The organism is Pseudomonas sp. TWP3-1 (assembly GCF_049896625.1).
Lineage (GTDB): Bacteria > Pseudomonadota > Gammaproteobacteria > Pseudomonadales > Pseudomonadaceae > Aquipseudomonas.
Genome location: NZ_JAFCUQ010000016.1, coordinates 14,243 through 40,119, shown reverse-complemented (window position 1 = coordinate 40,119; position 25,877 = coordinate 14,243). Strand labels below are relative to the sequence as shown.

At 59.1% G+C, this 25,877-nt stretch carries 16 protein-coding genes; 6 read left to right on the top strand and 10 right to left on the bottom strand.

The genetic code is table 11. The features are described from left to right. Positions 1–159: 159 nt before the first annotated feature. The 3 genes from nfuA to ACP7BN_RS20495 form a co-directional block, all read right to left on the bottom strand. Positions 160–744, bottom strand: a complete 585-nt coding sequence (gene nfuA, locus ACP7BN_RS20505) for a Fe-S biogenesis protein NfuA (RefSeq protein WP_420649152.1) — start codon at positions 742–744, stop codon at positions 160–162. An 89-nt stretch (positions 745–833) separates the two neighbouring features. Further along, a complete protein-coding gene (locus ACP7BN_RS20500) occupies positions 834–1,835 on the bottom strand; it encodes an acyltransferase family protein (RefSeq protein ID WP_426205839.1) in 1,002 nt (333 codons plus the stop codon). Between the two features lie 125 nt (positions 1,836–1,960). Further along, entirely contained in the window at positions 1,961–4,255 is a 2,295-nt protein-coding gene (locus ACP7BN_RS20495) for a fatty acid cis/trans isomerase (RefSeq protein WP_426205838.1), read from the bottom strand. A gap of 157 nt (positions 4,256–4,412) precedes the next feature. On the opposite strand from ACP7BN_RS20495, the gene metH reads away from it, so the two are divergent. Together metH and ACP7BN_RS20485 are read left to right on the top strand one after the other, a co-directional pair. After that, entirely contained in the window at positions 4,413–8,123 is a 3,711-nt protein-coding gene (gene metH, locus ACP7BN_RS20490) for a methionine synthase (RefSeq protein ID WP_426205837.1), read from the top strand. Positions 8,124–8,814: 691 nt separating this feature from the next. Then, positions 8,815–9,033 carry a DUF2970 domain-containing protein gene (locus tag ACP7BN_RS20485; RefSeq protein WP_420649156.1) on the top strand — a complete coding sequence of 73 codons (219 nt, stop codon included), beginning with the start codon at positions 8,815–8,817 and terminating at the stop codon, positions 9,031–9,033. On the opposite strand, the gene ACP7BN_RS20480 is transcribed toward ACP7BN_RS20485, so the two are convergent. Then, positions 9,030–10,103 carry an ABC transporter substrate-binding protein gene (locus ACP7BN_RS20480; protein ID WP_426205836.1) on the bottom strand — a complete coding sequence of 358 codons (1,074 nt, stop codon included), beginning with the start codon at positions 10,101–10,103 and terminating at the stop codon, positions 9,030–9,032. The two genes, ACP7BN_RS20485 and ACP7BN_RS20480, sit on opposite strands and share 4 nt — an antisense overlap. A gap of 525 nt (positions 10,104–10,628) precedes the next feature. Here ACP7BN_RS20480 and ACP7BN_RS20475 point away from each other — a divergent pair. Both ACP7BN_RS20475 and ACP7BN_RS20470 read left to right on the top strand, forming a co-directional pair. Then, positions 10,629–12,287, top strand: coding sequence for a nitrite/sulfite reductase (locus ACP7BN_RS20475; RefSeq protein ID WP_426205835.1), 1,659 nt, complete (start codon positions 10,629–10,631; stop codon positions 12,285–12,287). Beyond that, positions 12,271–12,765 carry a DUF934 domain-containing protein gene (locus tag ACP7BN_RS20470; RefSeq protein ID WP_420649159.1) on the top strand — a complete coding sequence of 165 codons (495 nt, stop codon included), beginning with the start codon at positions 12,271–12,273 and terminating at the stop codon, positions 12,763–12,765. The genes ACP7BN_RS20475 and ACP7BN_RS20470 overlap by 17 nt, the downstream gene beginning before the upstream one ends. 42 nt (positions 12,766–12,807) lie before the next feature. Here ACP7BN_RS20470 and ACP7BN_RS20465 read toward each other — a convergent pair whose 3' ends face one another. Continuing rightward, positions 12,808–17,592, bottom strand: a complete 4,785-nt coding sequence (locus tag ACP7BN_RS20465) for a dermonecrotic toxin domain-containing protein (protein ID WP_426205834.1) — start codon at positions 17,590–17,592, stop codon at positions 12,808–12,810. Between the two features lie 288 nt (positions 17,593–17,880). After that, entirely contained in the window at positions 17,881–18,903 is a 1,023-nt protein-coding gene (sohB, locus tag ACP7BN_RS20460; RefSeq protein WP_426205833.1) for a protease SohB, read from the bottom strand. 206 nt (positions 18,904–19,109) lie between these two features. Here sohB and ACP7BN_RS20455 point away from each other — a divergent pair, with 206 nt between their 5' ends. Beyond that, positions 19,110–19,820 (top strand): histidine phosphatase family protein, encoded by a 711-nt coding sequence (locus tag ACP7BN_RS20455; RefSeq protein ID WP_420649162.1) that lies wholly within the window; start codon positions 19,110–19,112, stop codon positions 19,818–19,820. 64 nt (positions 19,821–19,884) lie between these two features. Beyond that, the gene (locus tag ACP7BN_RS20450; protein ID WP_426205832.1) at positions 19,885–20,199 is read left to right on the top strand and encodes an SCP2 sterol-binding domain-containing protein; all 315 of its coding nucleotides are present in this window, start codon (positions 19,885–19,887) and stop codon (positions 20,197–20,199) included. Between the two features lie 94 nt (positions 20,200–20,293). On the opposite strand, the gene ACP7BN_RS20445 is transcribed toward ACP7BN_RS20450, so the two are convergent. The 4 genes from ACP7BN_RS20445 to ACP7BN_RS20430 are packed head-to-tail and all read right to left on the bottom strand — an operon-like array spanning position 20,294 to position 25,797. After that, the gene (locus tag ACP7BN_RS20445) at positions 20,294–21,868 is read right to left on the bottom strand and encodes an ABC transporter ATP-binding protein (protein ID WP_426205831.1); all 1,575 of its coding nucleotides are present in this window, start codon (positions 21,866–21,868) and stop codon (positions 20,294–20,296) included. Between the two features lie 14 nt (positions 21,869–21,882). Then, positions 21,883–22,905: an ABC transporter permease gene (locus ACP7BN_RS20440; RefSeq protein ID WP_426205830.1), complete on the bottom strand. Its 1,023-nt coding sequence runs from the start codon at positions 22,903–22,905 to the stop codon at positions 21,883–21,885. After that, positions 22,905–23,969, bottom strand: a complete 1,065-nt coding sequence (locus tag ACP7BN_RS20435) for a microcin C ABC transporter permease YejB (protein WP_426205829.1) — start codon at positions 23,967–23,969, stop codon at positions 22,905–22,907. Before ACP7BN_RS20435 ends, ACP7BN_RS20440 begins: the two co-directional genes overlap by 1 nt. Then, positions 23,956–25,797: an extracellular solute-binding protein gene (locus ACP7BN_RS20430; RefSeq protein ID WP_426205828.1), complete on the bottom strand. Its 1,842-nt coding sequence runs from the start codon at positions 25,795–25,797 to the stop codon at positions 23,956–23,958. The genes ACP7BN_RS20435 and ACP7BN_RS20430 overlap by 14 nt, the downstream gene beginning before the upstream one ends. Between the last annotated feature and the right edge of the window lie 80 nt (positions 25,798–25,877).

Sequence of the window (25,877 nt, the reverse complement as noted above, 5' to 3'; positions counted from 1 at the left end):
GCGAGGGAGCTTGCTCCCGCTGGATCGCGAAGCGATCCCAAATTCAGACGGCGCATTCATCACGGGAAAATGCATCGCCTGGATTGTGACTGCTTCGCAGTCAAGCGGGAGCAAGCTCCCTCGCCACAGCACCGTTTTTTTATGGTCGCAGCGAACGCCTTAGTAGTAGGCGTTTTCTTTCTGCGTGTGGTCAGTCACGTCACGTACGCCTTTGAGCTCCGGAATACGCTCAAGCAAGGTGCGCTCGATACCTTCCTTCAAGGTGACGTCAGCCTGGCCGCAGCCCTGGCAACCGCCACCGAACTGCAACACGGCGATGCCGTCTTCGACCACATCGATCAGGCTGACCTGACCGCCGTGGCTGGCCAGCCCCGGATTGATCTCGGTTTGCAGGTAGTAGTTGATGCGCTCGTTGACCGGACTGTCGGCGTTGACCATCGGGACTTTGGCGTTTGGCGCCTTGATGGTCAGTTGGCCGCCCATGCGGTCGGTGGCGTAATCGACAACCGCGTCGTCGAGAAACGCTTCACTGAAGTTGTCGATGTAGGCGGTGAAGCTTTTCAGCCCCAGCGCGGTGTCTTCAGGTTTTTCTTCGCCCGGCTTGCAATAGGCAATGCAGGTTTCGGCGTACTGGGTGCCAGGCTGGGTGATGAAGACGCGGATGCCGATGCCTGGGGTGTTCTGCTTGGAGAGCAGATCGGCCAGGTAATCGTGGGCGGCGTCAGTAATGGTAATAGCGGTCATGGAAACTCCTCGCAGGCTTGGGCGGAGTTTACGCCAATCGGCGCGCGGCACAAAGTCCTAGTATTTACGTAGGAATAGTTCGCAATCGCCTAAGTCACTGATTTGTCGTCGACTCGGGCTTTAAGCCACTGATAGCTGCGTTTTTCCACCCATTCATAGCTCAACCACGAACCGACACCAATCGCCAGCGCACACACAACGAACATCAAATATGGGTTGATCGCATAACGGCTGGCAAGAAATCCGCCGGCCGACAATACCAGCACATGCATCAGGTACACCGAATACGAGCAATCACCGAGCAGTTTGAGTACCCGATTGCCTTCGACGTAACGCTCCAGCGCAATACACGCCATGACCAACACCGCGCTCGGCACGCCCCAATTGAATAATCTCGGCGCTGGTGGCAGCTGATAAATCGCGATCAACGCTGCGCCAATCCCGATCAACGGCAACCACAGCCCCGCGCCAATCCAGCCCCGGCGATAAAGCATACCGATACCGATCCCGAGCAAGAATTCATAAACGATGTCCGAGCGATAAAACTCGCTGACCCAGCCAAACCCGGTCCACGCCTGACACACCGCAAACAACAGCGCCGCCACCACCAACAGCCGCACCTGCAAGCGAAACAACAGCGCCCAGGCAAACAGCACGTAAAAGAGCATTTCGTAATTCAGTGTCCAGCCGACATTCAGGGTCGGATAAATCCCGTAGCCCCCCGGATTCTCGGTCGGAATAAATAGCAACGACGCCAGCACGTGACTCCAGTCCACCGACTGATCCGGCAACAGCGGCTGGGCGACCACCACCAGCAGCGCCATCAGCAGCGTGTACAGCCAATACGCCGGGACGATGCGAAACAGTCGATACAACAGAAAACGCGCCGGCGGCAGCGCTTTGCCTTCGGTCGACAGAAAAATCACCAGCCCGCTGATGACAAAGAAGATATCGACGCCCACCGCGCCTTTGTCGATGAACAACTGGCCGATCGGCCCACGCGCATTGAAGTCGAAGAAAATCTGCATGAAGTGATGGCAAACCACGGTCCAGGCCGCGAGCGCACGCAGGGCTTGCACTGAAATCAACATCGATTGCCCTCCCGTCCACTCCTCGAAAATCACCAAAAATCCAATGTAGGAGCTAGCCTGCTAGCTCCCACAGGGGGGATTTGCGGTGTTGCCTGGACGTGGGACAGCGGGCCTCGTGCAAAAGATCAAAGATTCTCGTAGCGGTTCATGTCCAGCACACCCTCTTCCACCGGCTCGGTTTCGTGGATGTACTGACTCAAGTCGTGGAAGTAAAACCAGAATTGTGGATGACTGCGGCGAATCCCCCAGCGCTCGACGATGCGTTCGAACTGCGCCTGATCACGAACGCTTTCCATGGCATCGACAAACGCCGGCACCTGATCCGCCGGGATGTTGAAAATGAAATTCGGATAACTGCTGAGCACCCCCGGATAGATCGTCAAGGTGTCCAGCCCCGGTTGATAGCGCAGCGATTCGCCGAGCAAAAACGCCACGTTGCTGTGCGCGCGGTTGCGCATCAGGCTGTACACCTCGCGTTTGCCGCTGTGGGTTTCGATGCGCAGCATGCTTGCTTCCGGCAGTTGATCGATGACCTTGAGGCCAGCGGCCGGACGCGAAGTCAGACGGCTCAGCGCCTGCTCGGCGTTTTGCAGTGCCGGATCGATATTCGGCCGCGAGCAGTAGGCGTTTGCGCAACGGTTGATCGGGTCGGGCCGCGCATTCAGGTCGCCATAACGGTTCAGCAACTGCAGGGCGAAATCACGTTTCGGGTCGTTTTCGTTGAGTTTCAGACCGGTCGGTTTGTCGTCGTCGATGGCTTCGTAATCCAGCCACATCTTGAACTGACCGCCACTTTGGTACCAATCGTTGAGGTAGTCATCGCGCGAATCGGCAGGCATCAGCCGCAGGAAATTCTGCTCGGCGCCATTGCGGATCAAGTCGAAATACAAGCGGGTTTGCGCCTGATGCGAGACATTGCCGAACACGTCGAAATTGACCGCCAACTGGTAATAGGTGCGCTCAAGCAGCGGGTAATCAAACAGCCACATCGTCTGCGGTACGTCGCCGATCAGACCTTTGGTCACCGAAGCGCTGTCGAAGTGACGGAAGACGCTCAGCAGCGCGTTGTCGTTTCCAGCCCACAACGTCGACCACCCCGGAGCTGGCAGATCAGCGTAACTATCGCGGCGCAAGGCTTCGTATTCGTTGCGCTTGTCACGGTAGTCGCGCCACAGGCCGAGAACGCTGCCAACATCGTCGTTCTGACCCGGCATCGCCAGCAACGGCGTGGCTTGGCCGCGATAGTTGGGGTCAGTGATGTACAGATCATGCTCGGGCGCCTGGAACAGCGCCCAGAAATTGTCGCGGATCACATCGGTTGCGATCTGCCCGCGACACACCGGCCCGCGAATAAAGGTGCGCACGAAGTATTCGGCGTTATCGAGCATGAACTGATAACGCGCCTGCGCCGGAATCGCCTCAAACGTGGCAAAGGGATTGGCCCGGCTCTGCGGCCCGTAACCCGGCAAGGCGTTGACCTGCCATTTGCCGCTGTAGAACAGACTCTTGACCCGCGCCATCTTCGCCGCGCTGAGCGGATAGGTGATGTGGGTTTTGTGCACGATCACGCCCTGCACCGGCCACAAGCGGTAGTAAACCTGCGTGCCGGGATCGTCGTTCGGACGGCGGGTGGCGATCAGATCAATCGGCTGACCGCTCGGCGTGCGCGAGCGCACCCACTGAAAGTAATGCCCCGGCTCGCCGTCCTTGAAGTAGATATGGGCCAGATACAAGTGCTCGAACAACCAGCGTCCGACCAGACTTTCCCGCGCACCGGGGCGGTTCAGCAGATTTTCCCATTGCACGATCTGCAGTGCTTCCTGTGCGCTCGGCGCCAGGCCTTGTTCATCGATCGGCGCACCCGAGGCGAGCCAGCGTTGCAGGGTCTGGTATTGCTGATCGGTCAGACCGGTGACCGCCAGCGGCATGCCCTCCTTCGGATGAGCGCCCGCATAACCCTCGAACTCGCCCGGCATTGCACAGGTATTGGCGCGATTGAGTCCCAGCACGATCTCTGGCGGGAGTTTGGCATTGGGCTGCAACGGGCTGTTGTGACCAAGTTCCAACATGCGCGCCATCAGGTTTGCCTGGCTGCCCTGAGCATCGAGCACCGAATAGAAGCCCTTCTGTTGCCAGGCACGCTTGCCGAAAGCGTCATAGAACAGTCGGGTGGTCGGCGCCGCTTGCGTGCGCTCACCGTCGTAGACCGGCAGCTTGCTCGCACCGCGCGCCACACCTTCGCCGCTGCCCAGATTGAGCTGGCAGGCAGAGTCGTAGCACGCATGGCAGGCCACGCACTTCTCGGTGAAGATCGGTTGAATATCGCGGGTGTAGGAAATCGCAGACGAGCTAGCCAGATCTTGCGCCGCAGCGCCCCAGCTCAATAACAGCAATGCAATGCTGATGATGCGGTGCGACATGTGGCGGGTCCGGTGTTGAGAAAAAAAGTTCGCGATTCTACCGTTATGACGCTCGTACCAACATGAACGATATTCATGCAAACCAGCCACATACTCCAAAAGCGCACAGGTTTGTTATGATCCCGGCCCTTCGTCATGGTCTTTTCGAGTAGTCCCAATGTCCGATCGCAGCGTCCGTCTTCAAGCTCTCAAGCAAGCTCTCAAAGAGCGCATCCTGATTCTGGACGGCGGCATGGGCACGATGATCCAGAGCTATAAGCTCGAAGAGCAGGATTATCGCGGCAAACGCTTCGCCGACTGGCCGAGCGACGTCAAGGGCAACAACGACCTGCTGGTGATCACTCGTCCGGACGTGATCGGCGGTATCGAAAAAGCCTATCTGGATGCCGGCGCCGACATCCTTGAAACCAACACCTTCAACGCCACGCGGATTTCCATGGCCGATTACGGCATGGAAGAGCTGGCCTACGAACTGAACGTAGAAGGCGCACGCCTGGCGCGCAAGGTTGCCGACGCCAAGACCGCCGAGAACCCGGACAAGCCGCGCTTCGTCGCCGGCGTGCTCGGCCCGACCAGCCGCACCTGCTCGCTGTCGCCGGACGTCAACAACCCCGGCTACCGCAACGTCACTTTTGATGAGCTGGTGGAGAACTACACCGAGGCCACCAAAGGCCTGATCGAGGGCGGCGCCGACCTGATCCTGATCGAAACCATTTTCGACACCCTCAACGCCAAAGCCGCGATCTTCGCCGTGCAAGGTGTGTTCGAGGAAGTCGGTTTCGAACTGCCGATCATGATCTCCGGCACCATCACCGACGCCTCAGGCCGCACGCTGTCGGGCCAGACCACCGAAGCATTCTGGAACTCGGTGGCGCACGCCAAGCCGATTTCCGTTGGCCTGAACTGCGCACTCGGCGCCCGTGAGCTGCGTCCGTATCTGGAAGAGCTGTCGGACAAGGCCGGCACTCACGTTTCCGCGCACCCGAACGCCGGCCTGCCGAACGAATTCGGCGAGTACGACGAACTGCCGTCGGAAACCGCCAAAGTTATCGAAGAATTCGCCCAGAGCGGATTCCTCAACATCGTCGGCGGCTGCTGCGGCACCACGCCGGGCCACATCGAAGCCATCGCCAAAGCGGTGGCCGGTTACGCGCCACGGCAGATTCCCGACATCCCCAAGGCCTGCCGCCTGGCCGGTCTGGAGCCGTTCACCATCGATCGCAGCTCGCTGTTCGTCAACGTCGGCGAGCGCACCAACATCACCGGCTCGGCGAAATTCGCCCGTTTGATCCGTGAAGACAACTACACCGAAGCGCTGGAAGTCGCCCTGCAACAGGTCGAGGCCGGCGCGCAGGTGATCGACATCAACATGGACGAAGGGATGCTCGATTCGAAGAAGGCCATGGTGACCTTCCTCAATCTGATTGCCGGTGAACCGGACATCTCCCGCGTACCGATCATGATCGACTCCTCGAAATGGGAAGTGATCGAAGCCGGCCTGAAATGCATTCAGGGCAAGGGCATCGTCAACTCGATCAGCATGAAAGAAGGCGTCGAGCAATTCATCCACCACGCCAAACTGTGCAAGCGCTACGGCGCCGCAGTCGTGGTCATGGCGTTCGACGAAGCCGGCCAGGCCGACACCGAAGCGCGCAAGAAAGAAATCTGCAAACGCTCTTACGACATCCTGGTCAACGACGTCGGCTTTCCGCCGGAAGACATCATCTTCGACCCGAACATCTTCGCCGTGGCCACCGGCATCGAAGAACACAACAACTACGCCGTGGACTTCATCAACGCCTGCGCCTACATCCGCGATGAACTGCCGTATGCGCTGACGTCGGGCGGCGTGTCCAACGTGTCGTTCTCGTTCCGTGGCAACAACCCGGTGCGTGAGGCGATTCACTCGGTGTTCCTGCTGTATGCGATCCGCAATGGCCTGACCATGGGCATCGTCAACGCCGGTCAGCTGGAGATCTACGATCAGATCCCGACCGAGCTGCGCGACGCTGTCGAAGACGTGGTGCTCAACCGCACGCCGAACGGCACCGACGCCCTCCTCGCCATCGCCGACAAGTACAAGGGTGACGGCAGCGTCAAGGAAGCCGAGACCGAAGAATGGCGTGGCTGGGAGGTCAACAAGCGTCTGGAGCATGCGCTGGTCAAAGGCATCACCACGCACATCGTTGAAGACACCGAAGAATCGCGCCAGTCGTTCAGCCGCCCGATCGAGGTGATCGAAGGCCCGCTGATGTCCGGCATGAACATCGTTGGCGACCTGTTCGGCGCCGGCAAAATGTTCCTGCCGCAAGTGGTGAAATCCGCCCGCGTGATGAAGCAGGCCGTGGCGCACTTGATCCCGTTCATCGAACTGGAAAAAGGCGACAAGCCGGAAGCCAAGGGCAAGATTCTCATGGCCACCGTCAAAGGTGACGTGCACGACATTGGCAAGAACATTGTCGGCGTGGTGCTGGGTTGCAACGGCTATGACATCGTCGACCTCGGCGTGATGGTCCCGGCGGAAAAGATTCTGCAGGTCGCCAAAGAACAGAAGTGCGACATCATCGGCCTCTCTGGTTTGATCACCCCGTCGCTGGATGAAATGGTTCACGTAGCTCGCGAGATGCAGCGTCAGGACTTCCACCTGCCCCTGATGATCGGCGGCGCGACCACTTCCAAAGCGCACACGGCGGTGAAGATCGAACCGAAGTACAGCAACGACGCCGTGGTTTACGTGACCGACGCCTCGCGCGCGGTGGGCGTGGCCACCCAGTTGCTGTCCAAGGAGCTCAAGGCCGGTTTCGTCGAGCGCACCCGTGCCGAATACGTCGAAGTACGTGAGCGCACCGCCAACCGCAGCGCGCGCACCGAGCGCCTGAGCTATCCAGCGGCGATTGCCAAGAAGCCGCAGTTCGACTGGGCGAATTACACGCCGGTCAAACCGACCTTCACTGGCGCGCGCGTGCTGGACAATATCGATCTCAAGGTGCTGGCCGAGTACATCGACTGGACGCCGTTTTTCATCTCGTGGGATCTGGCTGGCAAGTTCCCGCGCATCCTTGAAGACGAAGTGGTCGGTGAAGCCGCCACTGCGCTGTACGCTGATGCCCAGGAAATGCTGGCCAAACTGATCGACGAAAAACTGATCAGCGCCCGCGCAGTGTTCGGTTTCTGGCCGGCCAATCAGGTGCATGACGACGACATCGAACTGTATGGCGATGACGGCAAGCCATTGGCCAAACTGCATCACCTGCGTCAGCAGATCATCAAGACCGACGGCAAACCGAATTTCTCGCTGGCCGACTTCGTCGCGCCGAAGGACAGCGAAATCACCGACTACGTCGGCGGCTTCATCACCACCGCCGGCATTGGCGCCGAAGAAGTCGCCAAGGCTTATCAGGACGCTGGCGACGATTACAACTCGATCATGGTCAAGGCCCTCGCCGACCGTTTGGCCGAAGCCTGCGCCGAATGGCTGCACCAGCAAGTGCGTAAAGAACACTGGGGTTACGCCAAGGACGAAGTGCTCGACAACGACGCGCTGATCAAAGAGCAATACAGCGGCATCCGCCCTGCTCCGGGTTATCCGGCCTGCCCGGATCACACCGAGAAAGCTGCGTTGTTTGCGCTGCTCGATCCTGAAGCAGAGGAAATGCGTGCCGGTCGTAGCGGCGTGTTCCTCACCGAGCACTACGCAATGTTCCCGGCGGCGGCAGTCAGCGGCTGGTACTTCGCGCATCCGCAGGCGCAGTACTTTGCGGTAGGCAAGGTCGACAAGGATCAGGTCGCGAGCTACACATCGCGCAAAGGTCAGGAGTTGAGCGTGACTGAACGCTGGTTGGCGCCGAATCTCGGCTACGACAACTAATCCAGCTCAGCGTATTTCCCTGTGGGAGCTGGCTTGCCAGCGATGGCGTCGGGCCAGTCATCATTTGTGTAGCGAGTGACGGCCTCATCGCTGGCAAGCCAGCTCCCACAGGTTTGATATCCACCCGAGAACCGCACTTCGCTTCTAACCACTCAACCCGATGAGCGTTAGCTCGAATGCAGCTCTTGATCTCAAGCGCCCGTCGGCAGGCTGAGTGGAGGGATTGATCAGGGGGGGGAGCGCAGCGACCGTTTGGCGCAGCCAAACACATCGAGAGGAGGTGCAGCGCAGCAAACCGGAGGCGATGCCCCCGGATCAATCCCGGAGCGAAGGAACCCGAGCCACAGCGAGGGCCGAACGTCAGGGTAAAGCCTTTTGGGTTACCTTTTTGGCGTTTGAAAAAGGTGACCCGCCGTCAGGGCGGAACCCTAGGAAGCCGTTACCGCAGCAACGGATATGGACTCAGTCAAAAACAGGTTTGGGGGCTTCCCCCCAAACATAGAATCTCCCACAAGGTTTGTGTCGTTCACATAATCTGAATCCTGCACAGCCTCCTGTGGGAGCTGGCCTGCCAGCGATGGCGTCGGGTCAGTCAACATCTTGGGTGAGCAGGCTCACTCCTGCGGGGGTTTTGCAGTGTTCTTCAGAAGGTTGGCTATGCTTGTCTGACACACACGCAGACGAGGGATTTATGGACGATCCAGTCGACAACAAACCGCCGACCTTCTGGCAGATGCTGCACAGCGTGATGGCTGCGGCGTTCGGGGTGCAGAGCGGCAAAAACCGGGCAAGGGACTTCACTCACGGCAAACCCAGCCACTTTCTGTTACTTGGGATCGGCTTCACGGCGGTGTTCGCCTTGACGCTGTTCGGCATCGTCAAACTGGTGGTTCATCTGGCAGGCGTTTAGCGCATCAGGGTTTGCAGGTTGAACGGGTAGCGATAAGACGCTGGTCGGCCCTTCGCCGACAGCTTTTTAAAGTGCACGCCGTAATCCGGCGAGGCGCCCATGGTCAGCATTTGTCGCGCCTGGGTTTTGTCGATCAGTTGCAGCAGTGGGATCTGCCGGTTGCGGCCGCCGTATTTGTTCAAATCGACGCCCATCTGCGCATCATGCAACTCCACCAGCGCCCAACCGCCCAAAGTGAAATGCCCGCCAACCAATACGCTCAAGCGCCCGTCGACCAATGCCTGCAGCGCCGCGGGCGAAGTGTTGACCGCGCTGAACAGCAGGTCCTTACCCGGTACTTTGCCGATTTCAGAGAACGCGCGCATCGCGCCGAACGCCATCTCGTCGTTGGCCGACCACACCAGTGACGCTTTCGGATACCGCACGCGCAGCAACTTCGCCTGTTCATAGGCGCGGTCCTGAGTCCAGCCGCTGTAAACCAGTTGGCGCAAACGCACTTGCGGATGTTCGGCGAGTGCGCGCTGCATGCCATTTTCGCGCAGTTGCGCCGACGGGGTGATTTTCAGGCCGGAAAAGGCCAGCAGATCGATGCGCTCACCCGGTGCTACCGGCGGATGCAGACGGATCAACTCCTTCATCATCAGGTAACCGCCCTCCTCGTCGTTGGGCAGCAAACTGCCGACGAGGTCTGCACGCTCGCCAACCAGCGCTTGCTGATTGGCAGTGAGTGCCGCATTGACCATAAACAGCTTCACGCCGCTGTCGGTGGCCATGCGCAGGATCTGCGGCGCCACGTATTGCTCATTGACGAACACCAGATAATCCGGACGCTTCGGGCCTTGAAGTGCCAGGCGCGCCTGGGCCAGGGTCAGTTCGGGTTGGCGTTGCGAATAGAGGATTTGCAGATCAATCCCCAGATCCCGGGCGGCGGATTGCATGAATAGCGAATAGCTGACCCAGAAGGCTTCCTGAGTTGAACCCGGATTGAGGAACAGCACCGACTCCGCCCGCGCGCAGGTTGCGAAAACCGCGCCGAACATCAGCAGACTGAGGTGCAAGATTTTGAACATGAATCATCCGGGCCCAAGGAAAAATGGCCGCGCAGTATAGCCCTCGAGAACCCGGCCATTCACGCTTGTTCCCGCTTTTTGTCCGACAATCTTCGGAGGCGGGCCCGGACGGGTCGTTTTACTGGTGACTGACCCAGAATACGGCGGTTCCCACGACCAGAATGATCAGGAACAAAATCGCCCAGGCATCAACGCTGCTATCGCTTTTCCTTGCTTTGGTCGGATTGCTCATTGCATCGCCTCTTATCGGTTTTATCGGTGATTGCAGTAACACTCGAGCACAGTTAAGACGATGATTGTCCGCACTACAAATGTGGATTAGTTAATAACTGTTCTCGTTAGGCGATTTGGTTCTTTCCATATACTCAAACATCACTTTTGCGCATAACTGCAAACGGGTATATTGCCCCGGCTCCGTTGGGAGTGCGCGGCCGTGCGCGCAGAATTGCAGAGGCACTTTCGGACTCCGGCAAAACGAAAACGCAGCGCCCTTCCGAGTGACCCAAGCCTGAGAACAGGACTTATATGTACGTATACGACGAGTACGATCAGCGGATCATCGAGGACCGCGTCAAGCAGTTCCGTGATCAGACCCGACGCTATCTGGCAGGCGAGCTGAGCGAAGAAGAATTCCGCCCCCTGCGCCTGCAGAATGGCCTGTACATTCAACGTTTCGCGCCGATGTTGCGCGTCGCTGTGCCTTACGGCCAACTGAGCTCGCGTCAGTTGCGCATGATGGGCAAAATTGCCCGCGACTACGACAAGGGCTACGCGCACATCAGTACCCGCCAGAACGTGCAGTTCAACTGGCCGGCGCTGGAAGACATCCCGGACATCCTTGCCGAACTGGCCACCGTGCAGATGCACGCGATCCAGACCAGCGGTAACTGCCTGCGCAACGTCACCACCGACCAGTTCGCCGGTGTCGCGTTCGATGAAGTCATCGACCCGCGTCCATGGTGCGAGATCGTCCGTCAGTGGACCACGTTCCACCCGGAATTCGCCTACCTGCCACGTAAATTCAAGATCGCCGTCAACGGTTCGACCTCCGACCGTGCAGCCATCGAAGTCCACGACATCGGCCTTGAGCCGGTACACAACGCCGCTGGCGAACTGGGCTTCCGTGTACTGGTCGGTGGCGGCCTCGGTCGTACCCCGGTAATCGGCGCGTTCATCAACGAATTCCTGCCGTGGCAAGATCTGTTGAGCTACCTCGACGCCATCCTGCGTGTGTATAACCGCTATGGCCGTCGCGACAACAAATACAAGGCGCGGATCAAGATCCTCGTCAAGGCGCTGACGCCTGAAGTGTTCGCACAGAAAGTCGATGCCGAAATGCAACACCTGCGCGGCGGCCAGACCACCCTGACCGAAGCCGAAGTACATCGCGTCGCCAAGCACTTCGTCGACCCGGATTACAAGGCGCTGAGCAATCAAGACGCCGAACTGGCGGCACTCGACAAGGAGCATCCGGGTTTCGCTCGCTGGCGCGCACGCAACACCCTGGCGCACAAGAAGCCGGGTTACGTTGCCGTAACCTTGTCGCTGAAGCCGACCGGCGTAGCGCCGGGCGACATCACTGACAAGCAGCTCGACGCCGTGGCCGATCTGGCCGACCGTTACAGCTTCGGTCAAATGCGCACTTCGCACGAACAGAACATCATTCTTGCCGACGTCGAACAGAGCCAGTTGTTCACCCTGTGGGGCGAGCTGCGTGAAGGTGGTTTCGCCACGCCGAACATCGGCCTGCTGACCGACATCATCTGCTGCCCTGGCGGTGATTTCTGCTCGCTGGCCAACGCCAAATCGATCCCGATTGCCGAATCGATCCAGCGCCGTTTCGACGACCTGGATTACCTGTTCGACATCGGTGAACTCGACCTGAACATCTCCGGTTGCATGAACGCCTGCGGTCACCACCACGTCGGCCACATCGGCATCCTCGGGGTGGACAAGAAAGGTGAAGAGTTCTATCAGGTTTCGCTCGGCGGCAGCGCCAGCCGTGACGCGAGCCTGGGCAAGATCCTCGGCCCGTCTTTCGCTCAGGACGCCATGCCTGACGTGATCTCGAAGCTGATCGATGTCTACGTTGAGCAACGTACCGAAGACGAGCGCTTCATCGACACCTACCAGCGTATTGGCATCGACCTCTTCAAGGAACGCGTCTATGCAGCGAATCATTAAGAACAACGAAGTCGTCGACGAAACCTGGCACTTGCTGCCCAAGGATTTCAACATCGACGAGATCAGCAACTGCGACGACCTGATCGTGCCATTGCAGCTGTGGCGCGAACACAGCCGTATGCTCAAGGCCCGTGATGGCGGCCTGGGTGTGTGGCTGGACGCCGATGAAGAAGCCGAAGAAATCGGTGAAGACGCCAACGAGTTTCAGGTCATTGCCCTGAACTTCCCGGCCTTCACCGACGGTCGCAACTACTCCAACGCCCGTCTGCTGCGTGACCGTTATGGTTTCAAAGGCGAACTGCGGGCGATTGGTGATGTGTTGCGTGACCAGTTGTTTTACCTGCGCCGCTGCGGTTTCGATGCCTTCGCCTTGCGCGCGGACAAAGACCCGTATGACGCCCTTGAGAGCCTCAAGGATTTTTCGGTGACCTATCAGGCCGCCACTGACGAACCGCTGCCGCTGTTCCGTCGCCGTTGATCGAACGCCCCGGGCCCGTATCGACGGACTCGGGGCGTAGACTCACCCTTCTCTTACTTCCAATCGGTTAGGCCTCGGAGTGACTGGCAAGGTCAGCCCCGGATGGCGGTTCAACGCCGCGATGGTCAACTGCTTGCGCAGCTCCTGGCTCTCATTCCTGAAGTTGTCGAAAATCGTCGTCATTTGCTGCGTAGCGGATTCGCGCGACAGCTCGACCTGAGCGTCCAGCCGCGCGAAAGACTGGGCGCTGCGATCGAGGATTTCGGCAAATGCTTCACGGCGTGTAGTAAACAGATATTCGGCCCAGAATTCCTGCCGACTGATCGAATCGTTCAGTTGCGAAGTCTGCTCGGCCTTGACCACTTCCAGATAGGCGCTGTCGATCTGCGCGTCGGAGACCTCGGCATCCAGCTGTACATTCAGCTCGTGGGGTTGCGCCGGCAGTTGCAGTCGCTGCGCCAGCCTGACGCGGTAGATCAGACTGATATCCAGTGCCTGGTGAAAGCTCAGCGATTCTGTCCGCGCGCGCCGTGCCGTTTCCAGCAAGGCTTGCTTATCCACCTGTTGCAATCGGAACAGCCCACGCAGCAGACGGATCAGATCGCCTTCCAGCGACTGCGTTCCGGTGCGGGCAGCCGCCATTGCCCGAGCGCACAGCACCCTGACCTCCAGATCGCTGAACAGCGCGGGCGCATTGACGGCACTGACCCGGCCAATCCTGGCCATGCGAAACAGCGCGCGGCGCAGGCTGTCGTCGTCACAGGCCGCCTCCAGAACGTTCCAGACCCTTTCGACCAGTTGTGTACGGGTTCGTGTGTAATCGGCAGTGCCCCGCAATTGCATCAATACTTCAAAAAATGCCCTTGAGTCCGGATCGTCCGACAACGATGTCAATACTTCCTGTGCCCGGGCGAGCCGCACGGTGGGCAAGCCACTGACCCAACCGGTACCTGTTCGGTCGGCGGCCATTCGCGCGGTGGCGAGGTATTCGGTGGTGATGACGCCCAGGCTGATGCCCTGCGCTTGCTGATAAGCCGCGATTGCTCGCAGGCTGGCCTCGGACAAAGGGTTGCCATCGATACTGGTGCCGCGATTGAGCACCGTGCGGGACTTGAACACGGAATCGGGTATTTCCACGATCTTGTTGTTGCGCAGATCCAGGGTTTCCAGATGGCTAAGCCCGGCAAGGTCCGCGGGCCACTCGGTGATACCGGTTTCGCGCAAATCGAGATGGCGCAAATTGCTCATTGCGGCGACAGCCGGGGCGTGCCCCAACGTCGTATTCAAACTGAGGTTGAGCATATGCAGATGCGTCTTGGCGCCGAGTTCTTGCATGGATCGCTCGGTCAGGCGGATCCGGTTGTTACTTAGATCCAGTCCCGTCAGGCCAGGCATGTCCGCAATGGCCTGCGGAATGCGTGTCAGCGCGTTGCCTGACAGATTCAACACGCGCAGACGAGTGAAATTGCGCAGAAAGGTATTCAATCCGGCGCTGGCGCCAATTCCGCTCAACTGCAGTACGTCAACGTGAGCGAAATCGGCAATCAGTACCGGCAGATCCCCCAAGGGCAGCGTATCAAGAGCCAAAGTGTATGAAAGGTGATCCGAATGCGCCGAACTGCGGGTCTCCTTGCGCCACGCGCTCAATATCGTTCGCGCCGCACGGGCCTTGCTGTGGAGCGGCACCTTGAGTCGATTACCATCGTCCTCGTGGTACCAGGTATCGCGATGCACCCAGCGCTCGAGGGTTTCGACCAGTGTCCGGTATTCCTGGCGCATGCGCTCAAGTGTCCTGATAACCAGCACTTCGTCAGTGCCCAGTGTCGAGACAAAGCGTTCGATTTGCTCGGCTGAATGCGCCGGATAGAGTTCCTTCGCGCGCCGTATCTGTGCCGACGATTTACGCGCTGCAGCATCCGGCCCCGGCGTTCCCTGCACAATGGGTCGTTCGACCTGACGATCCGCCAGGCCCATCGGCGAGCGGTAGCCCGCGCGCGCGGCCGACACGCCCAGCACCTTGGCAAATGCATCGCGTCGCTGTAACGCCAGCGCCGTGATTTTCTGGCGCAGCCCCGCGCCATCGGCGTCCGCATCAACGCCGATGGCTTTGCGAGCATGCTTGGGAAGGCTTTGCCATAGCGCCTGGAAAAATTTAGCACGCGTGCGGGCCGGCTGACTCGATACAACGGTGTTCTGCGTGTCGAGGCCCTGATAACGCTCGGCGTAGGCTTCGATGACAATCTTGTACGCGGCGTCACTCGGCCCGACAGTGGCGCGTTGATCGGCATACACTCCCCAATCCAGAATTTCGGTATATACATCCCCGGGCCACCCCGGCAAATGCGTCAACGTGTCGAGCACCAGCATGTCCGGATCGCGACCGCTGGCGGCGTCCAGATACAGTCCTTCGTATGCGCGATTGAGCCGCTGGATCTGTTGATAGCGTCGCGCCTCTTCGGCCAGGCGCAGCGGGACTTTGTCAGACTCCAGTTGCTCCCACTCACGCACATCGGCATGTTGCACCAGTTCGTCGGCGACACTGGCGGACAGCCCCGGAAACGCTTTGGTGATCGGCTCGCTGCGAAAAAATGCTGACACATCGACTCGCCGATACAGGCGCTCCATCAACGCCATGCGCATGCGCGGTGCCAACCCGGCGATGTGCTTGCCCATCAGCGTGGTCTGGTTTTTCAGCTCCACGGTGGCCGCGCCCAGCAAGCGCGTGCGCTCCGCCTCGTTGAGCGCAGTCAACAGCGCTGGGTAGAACTGGCCTTTGCGCAACGTATCCTGTTTGATTTCCACTCGCCGATGAGCTTTGCCCTCGCCATAGCGCGCGACCTCTTCACCGCCGATGTCAGTCACAATGATCGCCAAGTCCGCAGGCCAGCGCCCTGCTCCCGTCAGCAGGTACAACTGCAAGTCGGCATCGGCCAGTGGCGCGGACAATGGCGTGACCATTTGTTCCATGAAGGCTGACACGTCAGCGTCGGCACGGAAGCGTCTGACTGAGTCGGTCAATATCGCCATGGGTTTGCCGCGGTCGACGAACTGTTGCCGCATGGCCGTCTCGTCGATGCCGCTGGACGCGATGATCTGCAAAGCCCGCGTGTCCGAAACCATGTCTTCGCGGTAACCCAGGCGGCGGAACAGCGCAAGCGCACTCCAATTGTGTGGCAGTTCGGAGTCGTGACGCCAGGCGCCTGCACCGTTGGTCTCAAGTTGCGGGGCATAACGCTCTTGTGACTGCGGATTGCGCACCTCCCATAATCCGCTACCGTCGATTTCACGCACGGCATACGCGTCCGGGCCCAAAGGCAGATAGCGCTTGTCGCCACGCCAGACCAGTCCCTGATCGTTAGCGGCCAGACCGCTCGGCAATGCTTCCCGCAAGCGGTATGGCGCCATATCCGGATTCCACAATCGGTGCGAGTGCGCATCAAACGGCACACGTCTGAGTCCCTGTACGAAGCTCGACGAACGCACGATCTTATAAGCCTTGCCCGCAGCAACACTGCCCGCGGCAAAGCCTGCCATCAGGATCAGATTCTCAAGGGTGTCGAACAGGCAATCGGTTGCATGCTCCTGATCGCCATGGGCCCAACTATTGATGCCTTCGAACACCTTGCCGAGCAACTGCAGCCCGGCAACCGCACACATGACCAGCCCGAGCACAGGCAGGAAGGACGCAAAGAACAACACCGTGTTCAGTCCAATGCTTTTGTACGTTTCCAGCCTGGCCAGGCGGGTTTTTTCGTCCTCGTCGTCAGTCGGCACCACCAACAATCGACTGTCGGCAATCACCTGCGCTGCGCGCTGCTGGAAGATCGCCAGAAACAGGTCGAGCCTGGCGTCACCGTCGAGATCGACGCCTGTCAGCGGCACGTAGTTTGATGTGACAGGAAAGGGACTTATATTGTTGCTTAACAGACGTAGCTCCAACTCCGCAAGGAAGCTCGAGCGATCCTGCAGATTGATGAAACCCATGAAAAAACTGCGGAAATTGAAGTCTCGCAGGCGCCGGCTCAACTCAAGTTCGAACTTCACGAACGACGGGTATTCCTTCAATGGGTGCTCCGGATCATCCGGCACATACACGACGCAACGATAATCCTCGTCGGCATGTTCGCTCACCGGACCGATGAACATAGGCCCTTTGAGTCTCACCCCCAATAACTCAAGACTCTGGTAACCGAGAGTATTACTGCCAAGCATGATCGAGGGCGCTTTGTCCTTTACCGACTCAAGCATCTGGTAAACATCGGCAGTTATATGTCCGCGCATGTAAGCAATATGCCGATCGACTTCAAACTGGTCTCTGCAACTGGCTACAGACACTTCCTGCAAACTCGCGGCTTGATTGTCACTGCCAAAAAACGCCTGCACGTGGTTTTGATACTGCTTGCCCAGATCGAGATACCGGCAGAGCCTGGCGAACTCATGGGGTTGCATCGACAGAACCTGATTGGATCGCCCGGTCACGCGTTCAGGAATATAAAGCAAGGAGCTCTCGTGATAGTTACCGGACAAAGTTTCCGCCAGCTCGAAGTTTTCGCAGGCTGCCGTCAACAGATCCCGATCAATTGGCAATACCAGCTTTTTGCGCAGCCCCAACAGGCTGGAAGTAGAGCGCACATGCTGAAAGATTACTCCCTCGACCTCGAACGGTGCCCCCAGCTTGTCAGCCATGGCCTTGGCCAGCAGGGGCTTGCAAAAGCTTTCCGGAGATTTCAGCTTGTTGAATTGTTCAAGCGCGGCATGGCGGGATTTGTAACTGGACTTAAGGCTCTCATACAGACTTTCGCGAACGGCGTCCGATGATTCAACCACCCAGGCAGGAATCTGTTTTTTAAACAATTCAAAAAAAACGCCCTGCTGTGCGGGCGTCATCTCTGACAATTTCGACTTACTGTTTTTAACGTCCATGTTCAACAACCTTGTTCTGAAAGGAGCATTCAGAATAAAGTTGAAACAGCATTCAATACATCGCCATTAGTTGATAGGTTTGCAGCAAATCCAGCAACAATGCGAATCTTTAATATATGTATATACCGCACAGCTCGCCGGGCAATATGAATTACGCTCGTGTGGCTGTAACCACCCGAGCGTATTCAGCGATTACCAGAAGCGTTGTTGAGTCAGACGACTCCACCAGCTCAGTAGAACGCGATCCACCGAACCGCTGGCGGCCATGCCGATGCGTTCTTGCAGGCTTTTGCGCTCGGCGTAGTGCAGGTGATAGAGCTCGGAGTGTCTGGCGCGATCAGCCAGGTATTCATCACTGGTCTTGAGTTCATCGACCAGTTGGTTTTCCAGCGCGGCGATGCCCAGCCAGATTTCGCCAGTCGCCACTTCATCGATGGCCAATTGCGGGCGATAACGCGCTACGAAGTTCTTGAACAGCCGATGGGTGATGTCCAGATCTTCCTGGAACTTCTCACGGCCCTTCTCGGTGTTTTCGCCAAACACGGTCAGGGTGCGTTTGTATTCACCGGCGGTCAGCACTTCGAAATCGATGTCGTGCTTTTTCAACAGGCGGTTGATGTTGGGTAGCTGCGCGACCACACCGATCGACCCGAGAATGGCAAACGGCGCGCTGATGATCTTGTCGCCGATGCACGCCATCATGTAGCCACCGCTGGCCGCGACCTTGTCGATGCAGACTGTGAGCGGGACACCGGCATCGCGGATGCGCGCCAGTTGCGACGAGGCCAAGCCATAGCTGTGGACCATGCCGCCGCCGCTTTCCAGACGCAGTACCACTTCGTCTTTTGGTGTCGCGAGGGTCAACAGCGCGGTAATTTCGTGGCGCAGGCTTTCGGTGGCCGAAGCCTTGATATCGCCGTCGAAATCCAGCACGAATACCCGCGGCTTGGCCTCGGGCTTCTTTTTCTGCTTCTTCTCGGATTTGGCCTGGCCCTTGCGCAACGCCTTGAGTTGGTCTTTGTCGAGCAAGGTCTGCTCCAGTCGCTCACGCAGGCCTTTATAGAAATCATTGAGCTTGCTGACCTGCAACTGGCCGGCCGCTTTGCGCCGCCCCTTGCTGCGCAATGCGGCAAAACTGGCGAGCACTATCAGAATCGCGACCACCAGCGTGACGGTCTTGGCCAGAAAACTGGCGTATTCAACAAAAAAATCCACAGGGACTCCTTCAAGCAATGCGCCGCTTTCAAACGCGCGCGGGAATTAGTTCCAGCATACCCATGCACCGGCCCATCGGCCAGCCGTGAAACCTCTCGCAACAAGGCTGCAAGCGGCCATTCAAACAAGCGTATGTTTTTTCATTGACAGCTCACCCTCATCCTCATAACCTCGCCAAACCTTCAACGTACCGGGATGACGCGGACGTGGGCAGCATCTATTTGATTCGACATGGCCAGGCCTCCTTTGGTGCAGACGACTATGATGTCTTGTCGCCGACCGGTGTGCGCCAGGCAGAAATCCTCGGCCGGCACCTCGCCGAGCTGGGTATTTGCTTCGATCGCTGCCTGTCCGGCGACCTGCGCCGCCAGCAGCACACGGCCACCAGCGCGCTTGAACAGTTCACTGCTGCCGGCCTATCGGTTCCCGAGTTGGAAATCGATTCTGCTTTCAACGAATTTGATGCGGACGCTGTGATCCGCGCCCTGCTTCCGGCGATGCTCGAAGATGAGCCCGAAGCACTCGACATCCTGCGCAACGCCGCACAGAACCGTGGCGAGTTCCAGCGTATCTTCGCGCTGATCATCGAACGCTGGCTGGCCGGCACCTATGACACACCGGGACTGGAGAGCTGGCTGGGTTTCGTCGAACGGGTTCAGGCCGGGCTGCAACGGATTCTCGAGCAAGCCGACAACACCCGGAAAATCGCGGTGTTCACCTCCGGCGGCACCATCACCGCCCTGCTCCATCTGATTACGCAAATGCCTGCACGCCAGGCCTTTGAGTTGAACTGGCAAATCGTCAACACCTCGCTCAACCAGCTGAAGTTTCGCGGTCGCGAGGTGGCTCTGGCTTCCTTCAACAGTCATACACACCTGCAACTGTTGAAGGCCCCGGAACTCATCACTTTTCGTTGAGTCCGGAATATTTGTGACCCTGCTGCAATCACCCAGCTCCTATTACCCAAGAAAGGATTGAACCATGACCTCCGTAGCTGATGCCGTACAAGCAATGAAAGCCAAGTTCAACCCAGCCGCTGCTGCCGGTCTGGATCTGGTCTTCGGTTTCCGCATCGACGACACCAAGAACTTCTCGCTGATCGTCAAAGACAGCACCTGCGAACTGCAGGAAGGCGAAAACCCGGACGCCCAGGTCACTCTGGTGATGGACGGCGAAACCCTGCAAGGCATCGTCGACGGTTCGACCGACGGCATGCAGGCATTCATGGGCGGCAAACTGCGCGCTGAAGGCGACATGATGCTGGCAATGAAACTGTCCGAGCTGTTCCCTGCGTAATCCCGCAACTGCGCGATTGCGCGGCCTGTCGGATTACCAACGAATCCCGCCCATGTGGCGGGATTTGTGCGTCTGGGATTCGAGAAACGGCGTTTTAGCTGGCAAACGCTGCTGCCAGCAACTCCTGGGTATAGGGATGCCGGGCCGAGCGAAACAGTTCGGCAGTTTCCCCGCGCTCCAGCACCTCGCCATCCTTCATCACGATCAGGTCATGGGCCAGCGCCCGCACCACTGCCAGATCATGGCTGATGAACAGATACGTCAGCCCATGCTCCTCCTGCAAGCGCCGCAGCAGCGTGACGATCTGCTTTTGCACGGTGCGATCCAGCGCTGAGGTCGGTTCATCCAGCAGGATCAGATCCGGCTTGAGCACCAACGCCCGCGCGATGGCGATCCGTTGTCGCTGCCCGCCCGAAAACTCGTGCGGATAGCGATGACGCGTGGCCGGGTCGAGGCCGACTTCGCGCAGTACGTCGATCACCGCGTGCTCGCGCTCGGCGGCATTCAAATCACTGTGAACTTGCAAACCTTCAGCGATGATCTGCTCCACAGACAAACGCGGACTGAGGCTGCCGAACGGGTCCTGAAACACCACTTGCAGGCGTTTGCGCAGCGGTCGCAACTGCTTGCCGCTCAAATGTTCGAGCGCTTGGCCCTGAAAACGAATGCTGCCCTCGGCATCGATCAACCGCAAAATCGCCTGCCCCAAAGTGGATTTGCCCGAACCTGATTCGCCGACAATCCCCAGGGTTTTGCCGCGTTGCAGATTCAGCCCGATCGCATTCACCGCGTGCAGATACGACTTGGGCCGCAGCCAGCCGCCACCGAGGCGAAAGCGCACATTGAGATCACGCACTTCCAGCAGATTCTCCGCCGCCCCCCGACACAGCGGCGCGCCACCCGGCTCTGCATTGAGCAACTCGATGCTGTAGGGATCCTGCGGTGCGCGGAACAACTGCTCGCACGAGGCCTGTTCGACGATCAATCCACCGCGCATCACCGCCACCCGTTGCGCGATGGTGCGCACCAGATTCAGGTCGTGGCTGATGATCAACAACGCCATCCCCAAACGTTGTTGCAGATCTTTGAGCAGCAACAGGATCTTGCGCTGCACGGTCACATCCAGCGCGGTGGTCGGTTCATCGGCGATCAGCAATTGCGGCTCGCAGGCCAGCGCCATAGCGATCATCACCCGTTGCCGTTGGCCGCCGGAGAGCTGATGCGGATAGGCCTTCAAGCGTTCACTCGGGCGCTGAATGCCGACCAGTTCCAGCAACTGCAGAATGCGCTTGCGCGCCGCGACGCCAGCCAAGCCCTTGTGCAGCGCCAACGTTTCCCCAATCTGGCGTTCAATCGTGTGCAACGGATTGAGCGAACTCATCGGCTCCTGAAAAATCATCGCGATGCGGTTACCGCGCAATTGCCGCAGATAGCGTTCATGTACGCCGAGCAGTTCCTCGCCGGCATAGCGAATGCTGCCGTCGACCTGCGTGATTGCCGGGTCGAGCAGTTGCAGGATGCTGTGCGCGGTGACTGATTTGCCGGAGCCGGATTCGCCGACCAACGCCAGGCACTCGCCCGGCCGAATGTCGAGGTCGACGCCGTGCACCACTGCTTGTCCTTTGAACGCCACCCGCAGGTCGCGTATTTCGATCAGGTTTTCGTTCATATCAAGTCCTCGGATCAAGATCGCGGGTCAAACGCGTCACGGCAGGCTTCGCCAATAAACACCAGCAGCGAAAGAATCAGCGCGAGGGCAAAAAACGCCGTCAGACCCAGCCACGGCGCTTGCAGATTGTTCTTGCCCTGGCCGATCAATTCGCCCAGCGAAGCGCTGCCGGCGGGCATGCCGAAACCGAGAAAATCCAGCGCCGACAGGGTGGCGATCGCCCCGGTGAGGATGAACGGCAGATACGTCAGGGTCGCGCTCATCGCGTTGGGCAGGATATGCCGCAGCATCACTTGCGCATCGCCCACACCGAGGGCGCGCGCGGCTTTGACGTATTCCAGCCCGCGACTGCGCAGGAACTCGGCACGCACCACGTCGACCAGGCTCAACCAGGAAAACAGCGCCATGATCCCCAGTAGCCACCAGAAATTCGGCTCGACAAAACCCGACAGGATGATCAGCAGATACAGCACCGGCAGCCCCGACCAGACCTCCAGCAAACGCTGGCCGATCAGATCAATCCAGCCGCCGTGGTAACCCTGCAACGCACCCGCCGCGATGCCGATCAGCGCACTCACCGCCGTCAGCGCCAACGCGAACAACAGCGAAACCCGCGTGCCGAAAATCACCCGCGCCAATACATCGCGCGCCTGATCGTCGGTGCCCAGCCAGTTGTCGCCGGTGGGTGGGCTGGGTGCAGGTTCAGTCAGGTCGTAGTTGACCGTGTCGAAGCCGAACGGGATCGGCGCAAACCACATGCGCCCGCCCTGCCCTTCGATCAATTCACGCACCTGGACGCTGCGGTAATCCGGCTGAAACGGGAATTCACCGCCGAAGTCCCGCTCGGTGTAGCGTTTGAGCACCGGGAAATACCAGTCGCCCTGATAGCTCACCAGCAGCGGTTTGTCATTGGCGACCAGTTCGCCACCGAGGCTCAGGCCGAACAGCGCCAGAAACAGCCACAACGACCACCAGCCGCGCCGATGTGCCTTGAACCGTGCCCAGCGCCGCTGGCCGATGGGAGATAAGCTCAGCATCAGGCAGTCCTCGCGGTGAAGTCGATGCGCGGGTCGACCAGCGTGTAACACAGGTCGCCGAGCAGTTTTATCAGCAGTCCGAACAGGGTGAAGATGAACAGCGAGCCGAACACCACCGGGTAATCGCGCGATACCGCCGCCTCGTAACTCAAGAGTCCGAGGCCATCGAGCGAGAAGATCACTTCGATCAGCAGCGAGCCGCCGAAGAACACCGTGACCAACGCTTGCGGCAATCCGGCGACCACCAGCAGCATCGCGTTGCGGAAAACGTGGCCGTACAGAACCTGTTTTTCAGTCAGGCCCTTGGCCCGCGCGGTAACTACATACAGCCGCGAGATTTCATTGAGAAAGCTGTTTTTAGTGAGAATCGTCAGGGTCGCAAAACCACCGATCACCAGTGCGCTGACCGGCAGCACCAGATGCCAGAAGTAATCGGCAACCTTGCCCCACAGCGTCAGCTCGGCGAAGTTGTCCGAGACCAGCCCGCGCACCGGAAACCAGTCCAGCGACGTGCCGCCGGCAAACACCACGATCAGCAGCAACGCGAAAAGAAATCCTGGCATCGCATAGCCAATGATGATCGCCGCGCTGCTCCAGACATCGAACGCCGACCCGTTATGCACGGCTTTGCGGATGCCCAGCGGGATCGACACCAGATAGGTAATCAGCGTCGCCCATAAACCCAGTGACAGAGTGACTGGCAGCTTCTGCCAGATCAGTTCGGTGACACTGGCACCACGGAAGAAGCTCTTGCCGAAATCCAGCTGCGCGTAACTTTTCAGCATCAGCCACAGGCGTTCGCTGGCGGATTTGTCGAAGCCATATTGGCGCTCGATATCGGCCAGTAGTTTCGGGTCCAGGCCTCGCGTGGCACGCGACTCGCCGCCAACGGTTTCGACGTGGCTGGCACCGACTGCGCCACCGACACCGATGCCCTGCAAACGCGCAATCGCCTGCTCCACCGGGCCACCCGGCGCCGCTTGAACAATCACAAAATTCAACAGCAGAATCGCCAGCAAAGTCGGCACGATCAGCAGCAGACGCCGCAGGCTATAACCCCACATGGGCGGACTCCTTTTGCTGTTGTTTGGCGGTCAACGCCGTCGGGCTGACTTCCCACCAAGTGTCGAGGCCGGCGTCGTACAACGGCGCAATCGGCGGACGGCCGAAACGGTTCCACCACACCGTGGAAATTCCCGGCGGGTAATAGTTGGGAACCCAGTAGTAGCCCCACTGCAACACTCGATCCAGCGCGTGCGCGTGGCGCAACAGACTCTCGCGGCTGTCGGCCTGCGCCAACCCTTCGAGCAACGCATCCACCGCCGGATCGCGCAACACCATGTAGTTGTTCGAGCCGGGGTCATCGGCGCCGTCCGAGCCGTAGTAATTGAACATCTCGCGCCCCGGCGCCTGACTCACCGGATAACCGGCGACGATCATGTCGTAGTCGCGATTGCGCACGCGGTTGGTGTATTGCGCGGTATCGACCTGGCGGATATCGAAGCCGATGCCGATCTGCGCCAGATTGCGTTTGAACGGCAGCAGCAGGCGCTCGAAACCTTTCTGGCCGTTGAGGAAGGTGAAGTGCAGCGGCTCGCCTGCAGCATTCACTAGTTGATCGCCATCGGGTTTCCAACCCGCAGCTGCCAGCAGTTTCAGCGCTTGCCTCTGCTGGGCGCGGACGTTGCCGCTGCCGTCGGTGCGCGGGGCCTGGAACACCTGAGTGAAAACTTCATCAGGAATTTTGCCGCGCAACGGTTCGAGGATTTTCAGCTCTTCGGCGTCCGGCAACTCGGTGGCGGCCAATTCGCTGTGCGAGAAAAAGCTGCGCTGGCGCAGGTACATGCTGCGCATCATCTGCCGGTTGCTCCATTCGAAATCCCAGAGCATGGCGATCGCCTGGCGCACACGGCGATCCTGAAACTGTGGTTTTTGCAGGTTGAAGACAAACCCCTGCGCACCTTGGGCGGCGCCGGGAGCCAGATGTTCACGGAGCAGTTTGCCCTGCTCCAGCGCCGCCCCGGCGTAGCCGATCATGTAACTGGTCGCAGAGAATTCGCGGTTGTAATCGAAGCCACCGGACTTGAGCACCTGGCGTGACACGTCGGTGTCGGCGAAGAACTCCACGCTCAATTGATCGAAGTTGTACAGGCCTCGGGTGATCGGCAAGTCCTTGGCCCACCAGTCCTTGACCCGTTCGAATTTCACGCTGCGCCCGGCATCCACCGCGCTGACCCGATATGGGCCGCTGCCCGGCGGGATTTCAAAGCCGCCGCCGTCAGCGAAGTTACGCGTGCGCCACCAGTGCTCGGGCAACACCGGCAGCACTGCCAGATCCAGCGGCAAGGTGCGGCTGTCGTTGTTCTTGAACACGAAGCGCACTTGAGTCGGCGACTCGACCTGCACTTCGGCAACATCGCGAAACTGCTGGCGGTATTTGAGGCTGCCCTGAGTGGTGAGCAACTCGAAGGTGTAGCGCACGTCCTCTGCGGTGATCGCTGTACCGTCATCGAAGCGTGCCTTGGGGTTGAGGTAGAAACGCAGCCAGTGTCGCTGCGGATCAAGTTGAATTTGCTGCGCCACCAGACCGTAAACGCTGAACGGTTCGTCCTTGCTGCGGTAGGCCAGCGGCGCGTAGAGCCAGCCGTCGATATCGGCGACGCCGGTGCCTTTGTCAACGTAAGGAATCAGGTGATCGAACGGTCCGCTTTCCAGGGACGAGCGACGCAGGGTGCCGCCCTTGGGTGCGTTGGGGTTGGCGTAGGCCAAATGCTGGAAGTCCGGGGCGTATTTCGGGGTTTCGCCGTAGACCGTGAGTGCGTGTTGCGGTGCAGCCAGGGTCAACGGGCATGCGCAGGCAATGACGGTGAAGAGTATGAGTCTGGAGAGCATTGGCAGATCCTTGTCACGAGGTGCTACAACCGGCCTCATCGCTGGCAAGCCAGCTCCCACAGGATTTGTGTACGCCACAA

Excerpts from the sequence above, each read along its gene's own strand:
- ACP7BN_RS20500 (WP_426205839.1), bottom strand. The coding sequence starts at position 1,835 with ATGTTGATTTCAGTGCAAGCCCTGCGTGCGCTCGCGGCCTGGACCGTG.
- ACP7BN_RS20440 (WP_426205830.1), bottom strand. The coding sequence starts at position 22,905 with ATGCTGAGCTTATCTCCCATCGGCCAGCGGCGCTGGGCACGGTTCAAG.
- ACP7BN_RS20475 (WP_426205835.1), top strand. The coding sequence starts at position 10,629 with ATGTACGTATACGACGAGTACGATCAGCGGATCATCGAGGACCGCGTC.
- ACP7BN_RS20450 (WP_426205832.1), top strand. The coding sequence starts at position 19,885 with ATGACCTCCGTAGCTGATGCCGTACAAGCAATGAAAGCCAAGTTCAAC.
- ACP7BN_RS20480 (WP_426205836.1), bottom strand. The coding sequence starts at position 10,103 with ATGTTCAAAATCTTGCACCTCAGTCTGCTGATGTTCGGCGCGGTTTTC.
- metH (WP_426205837.1), top strand. The coding sequence starts at position 4,413 with ATGTCCGATCGCAGCGTCCGTCTTCAAGCTCTCAAGCAAGCTCTCAAA.
- nfuA (WP_420649152.1), bottom strand. The coding sequence starts at position 744 with ATGACCGCTATTACCATTACTGACGCCGCCCACGATTACCTGGCCGAT.
- ACP7BN_RS20485 (WP_420649156.1), top strand. The coding sequence starts at position 8,815 with ATGGACGATCCAGTCGACAACAAACCGCCGACCTTCTGGCAGATGCTG.
- ACP7BN_RS20470 (WP_420649159.1), top strand. The coding sequence starts at position 12,271 with ATGCAGCGAATCATTAAGAACAACGAAGTCGTCGACGAAACCTGGCAC.
- ACP7BN_RS20435 (WP_426205829.1), bottom strand. The coding sequence starts at position 23,969 with ATGTGGGGTTATAGCCTGCGGCGTCTGCTGCTGATCGTGCCGACTTTG.
- ACP7BN_RS20445 (WP_426205831.1), bottom strand. The coding sequence starts at position 21,868 with ATGAACGAAAACCTGATCGAAATACGCGACCTGCGGGTGGCGTTCAAA.
- ACP7BN_RS20495 (WP_426205838.1), bottom strand. The coding sequence starts at position 4,255 with ATGTCGCACCGCATCATCAGCATTGCATTGCTGTTATTGAGCTGGGGC.
- ACP7BN_RS20430 (WP_426205828.1), bottom strand. The coding sequence starts at position 25,797 with ATGCTCTCCAGACTCATACTCTTCACCGTCATTGCCTGCGCATGCCCG.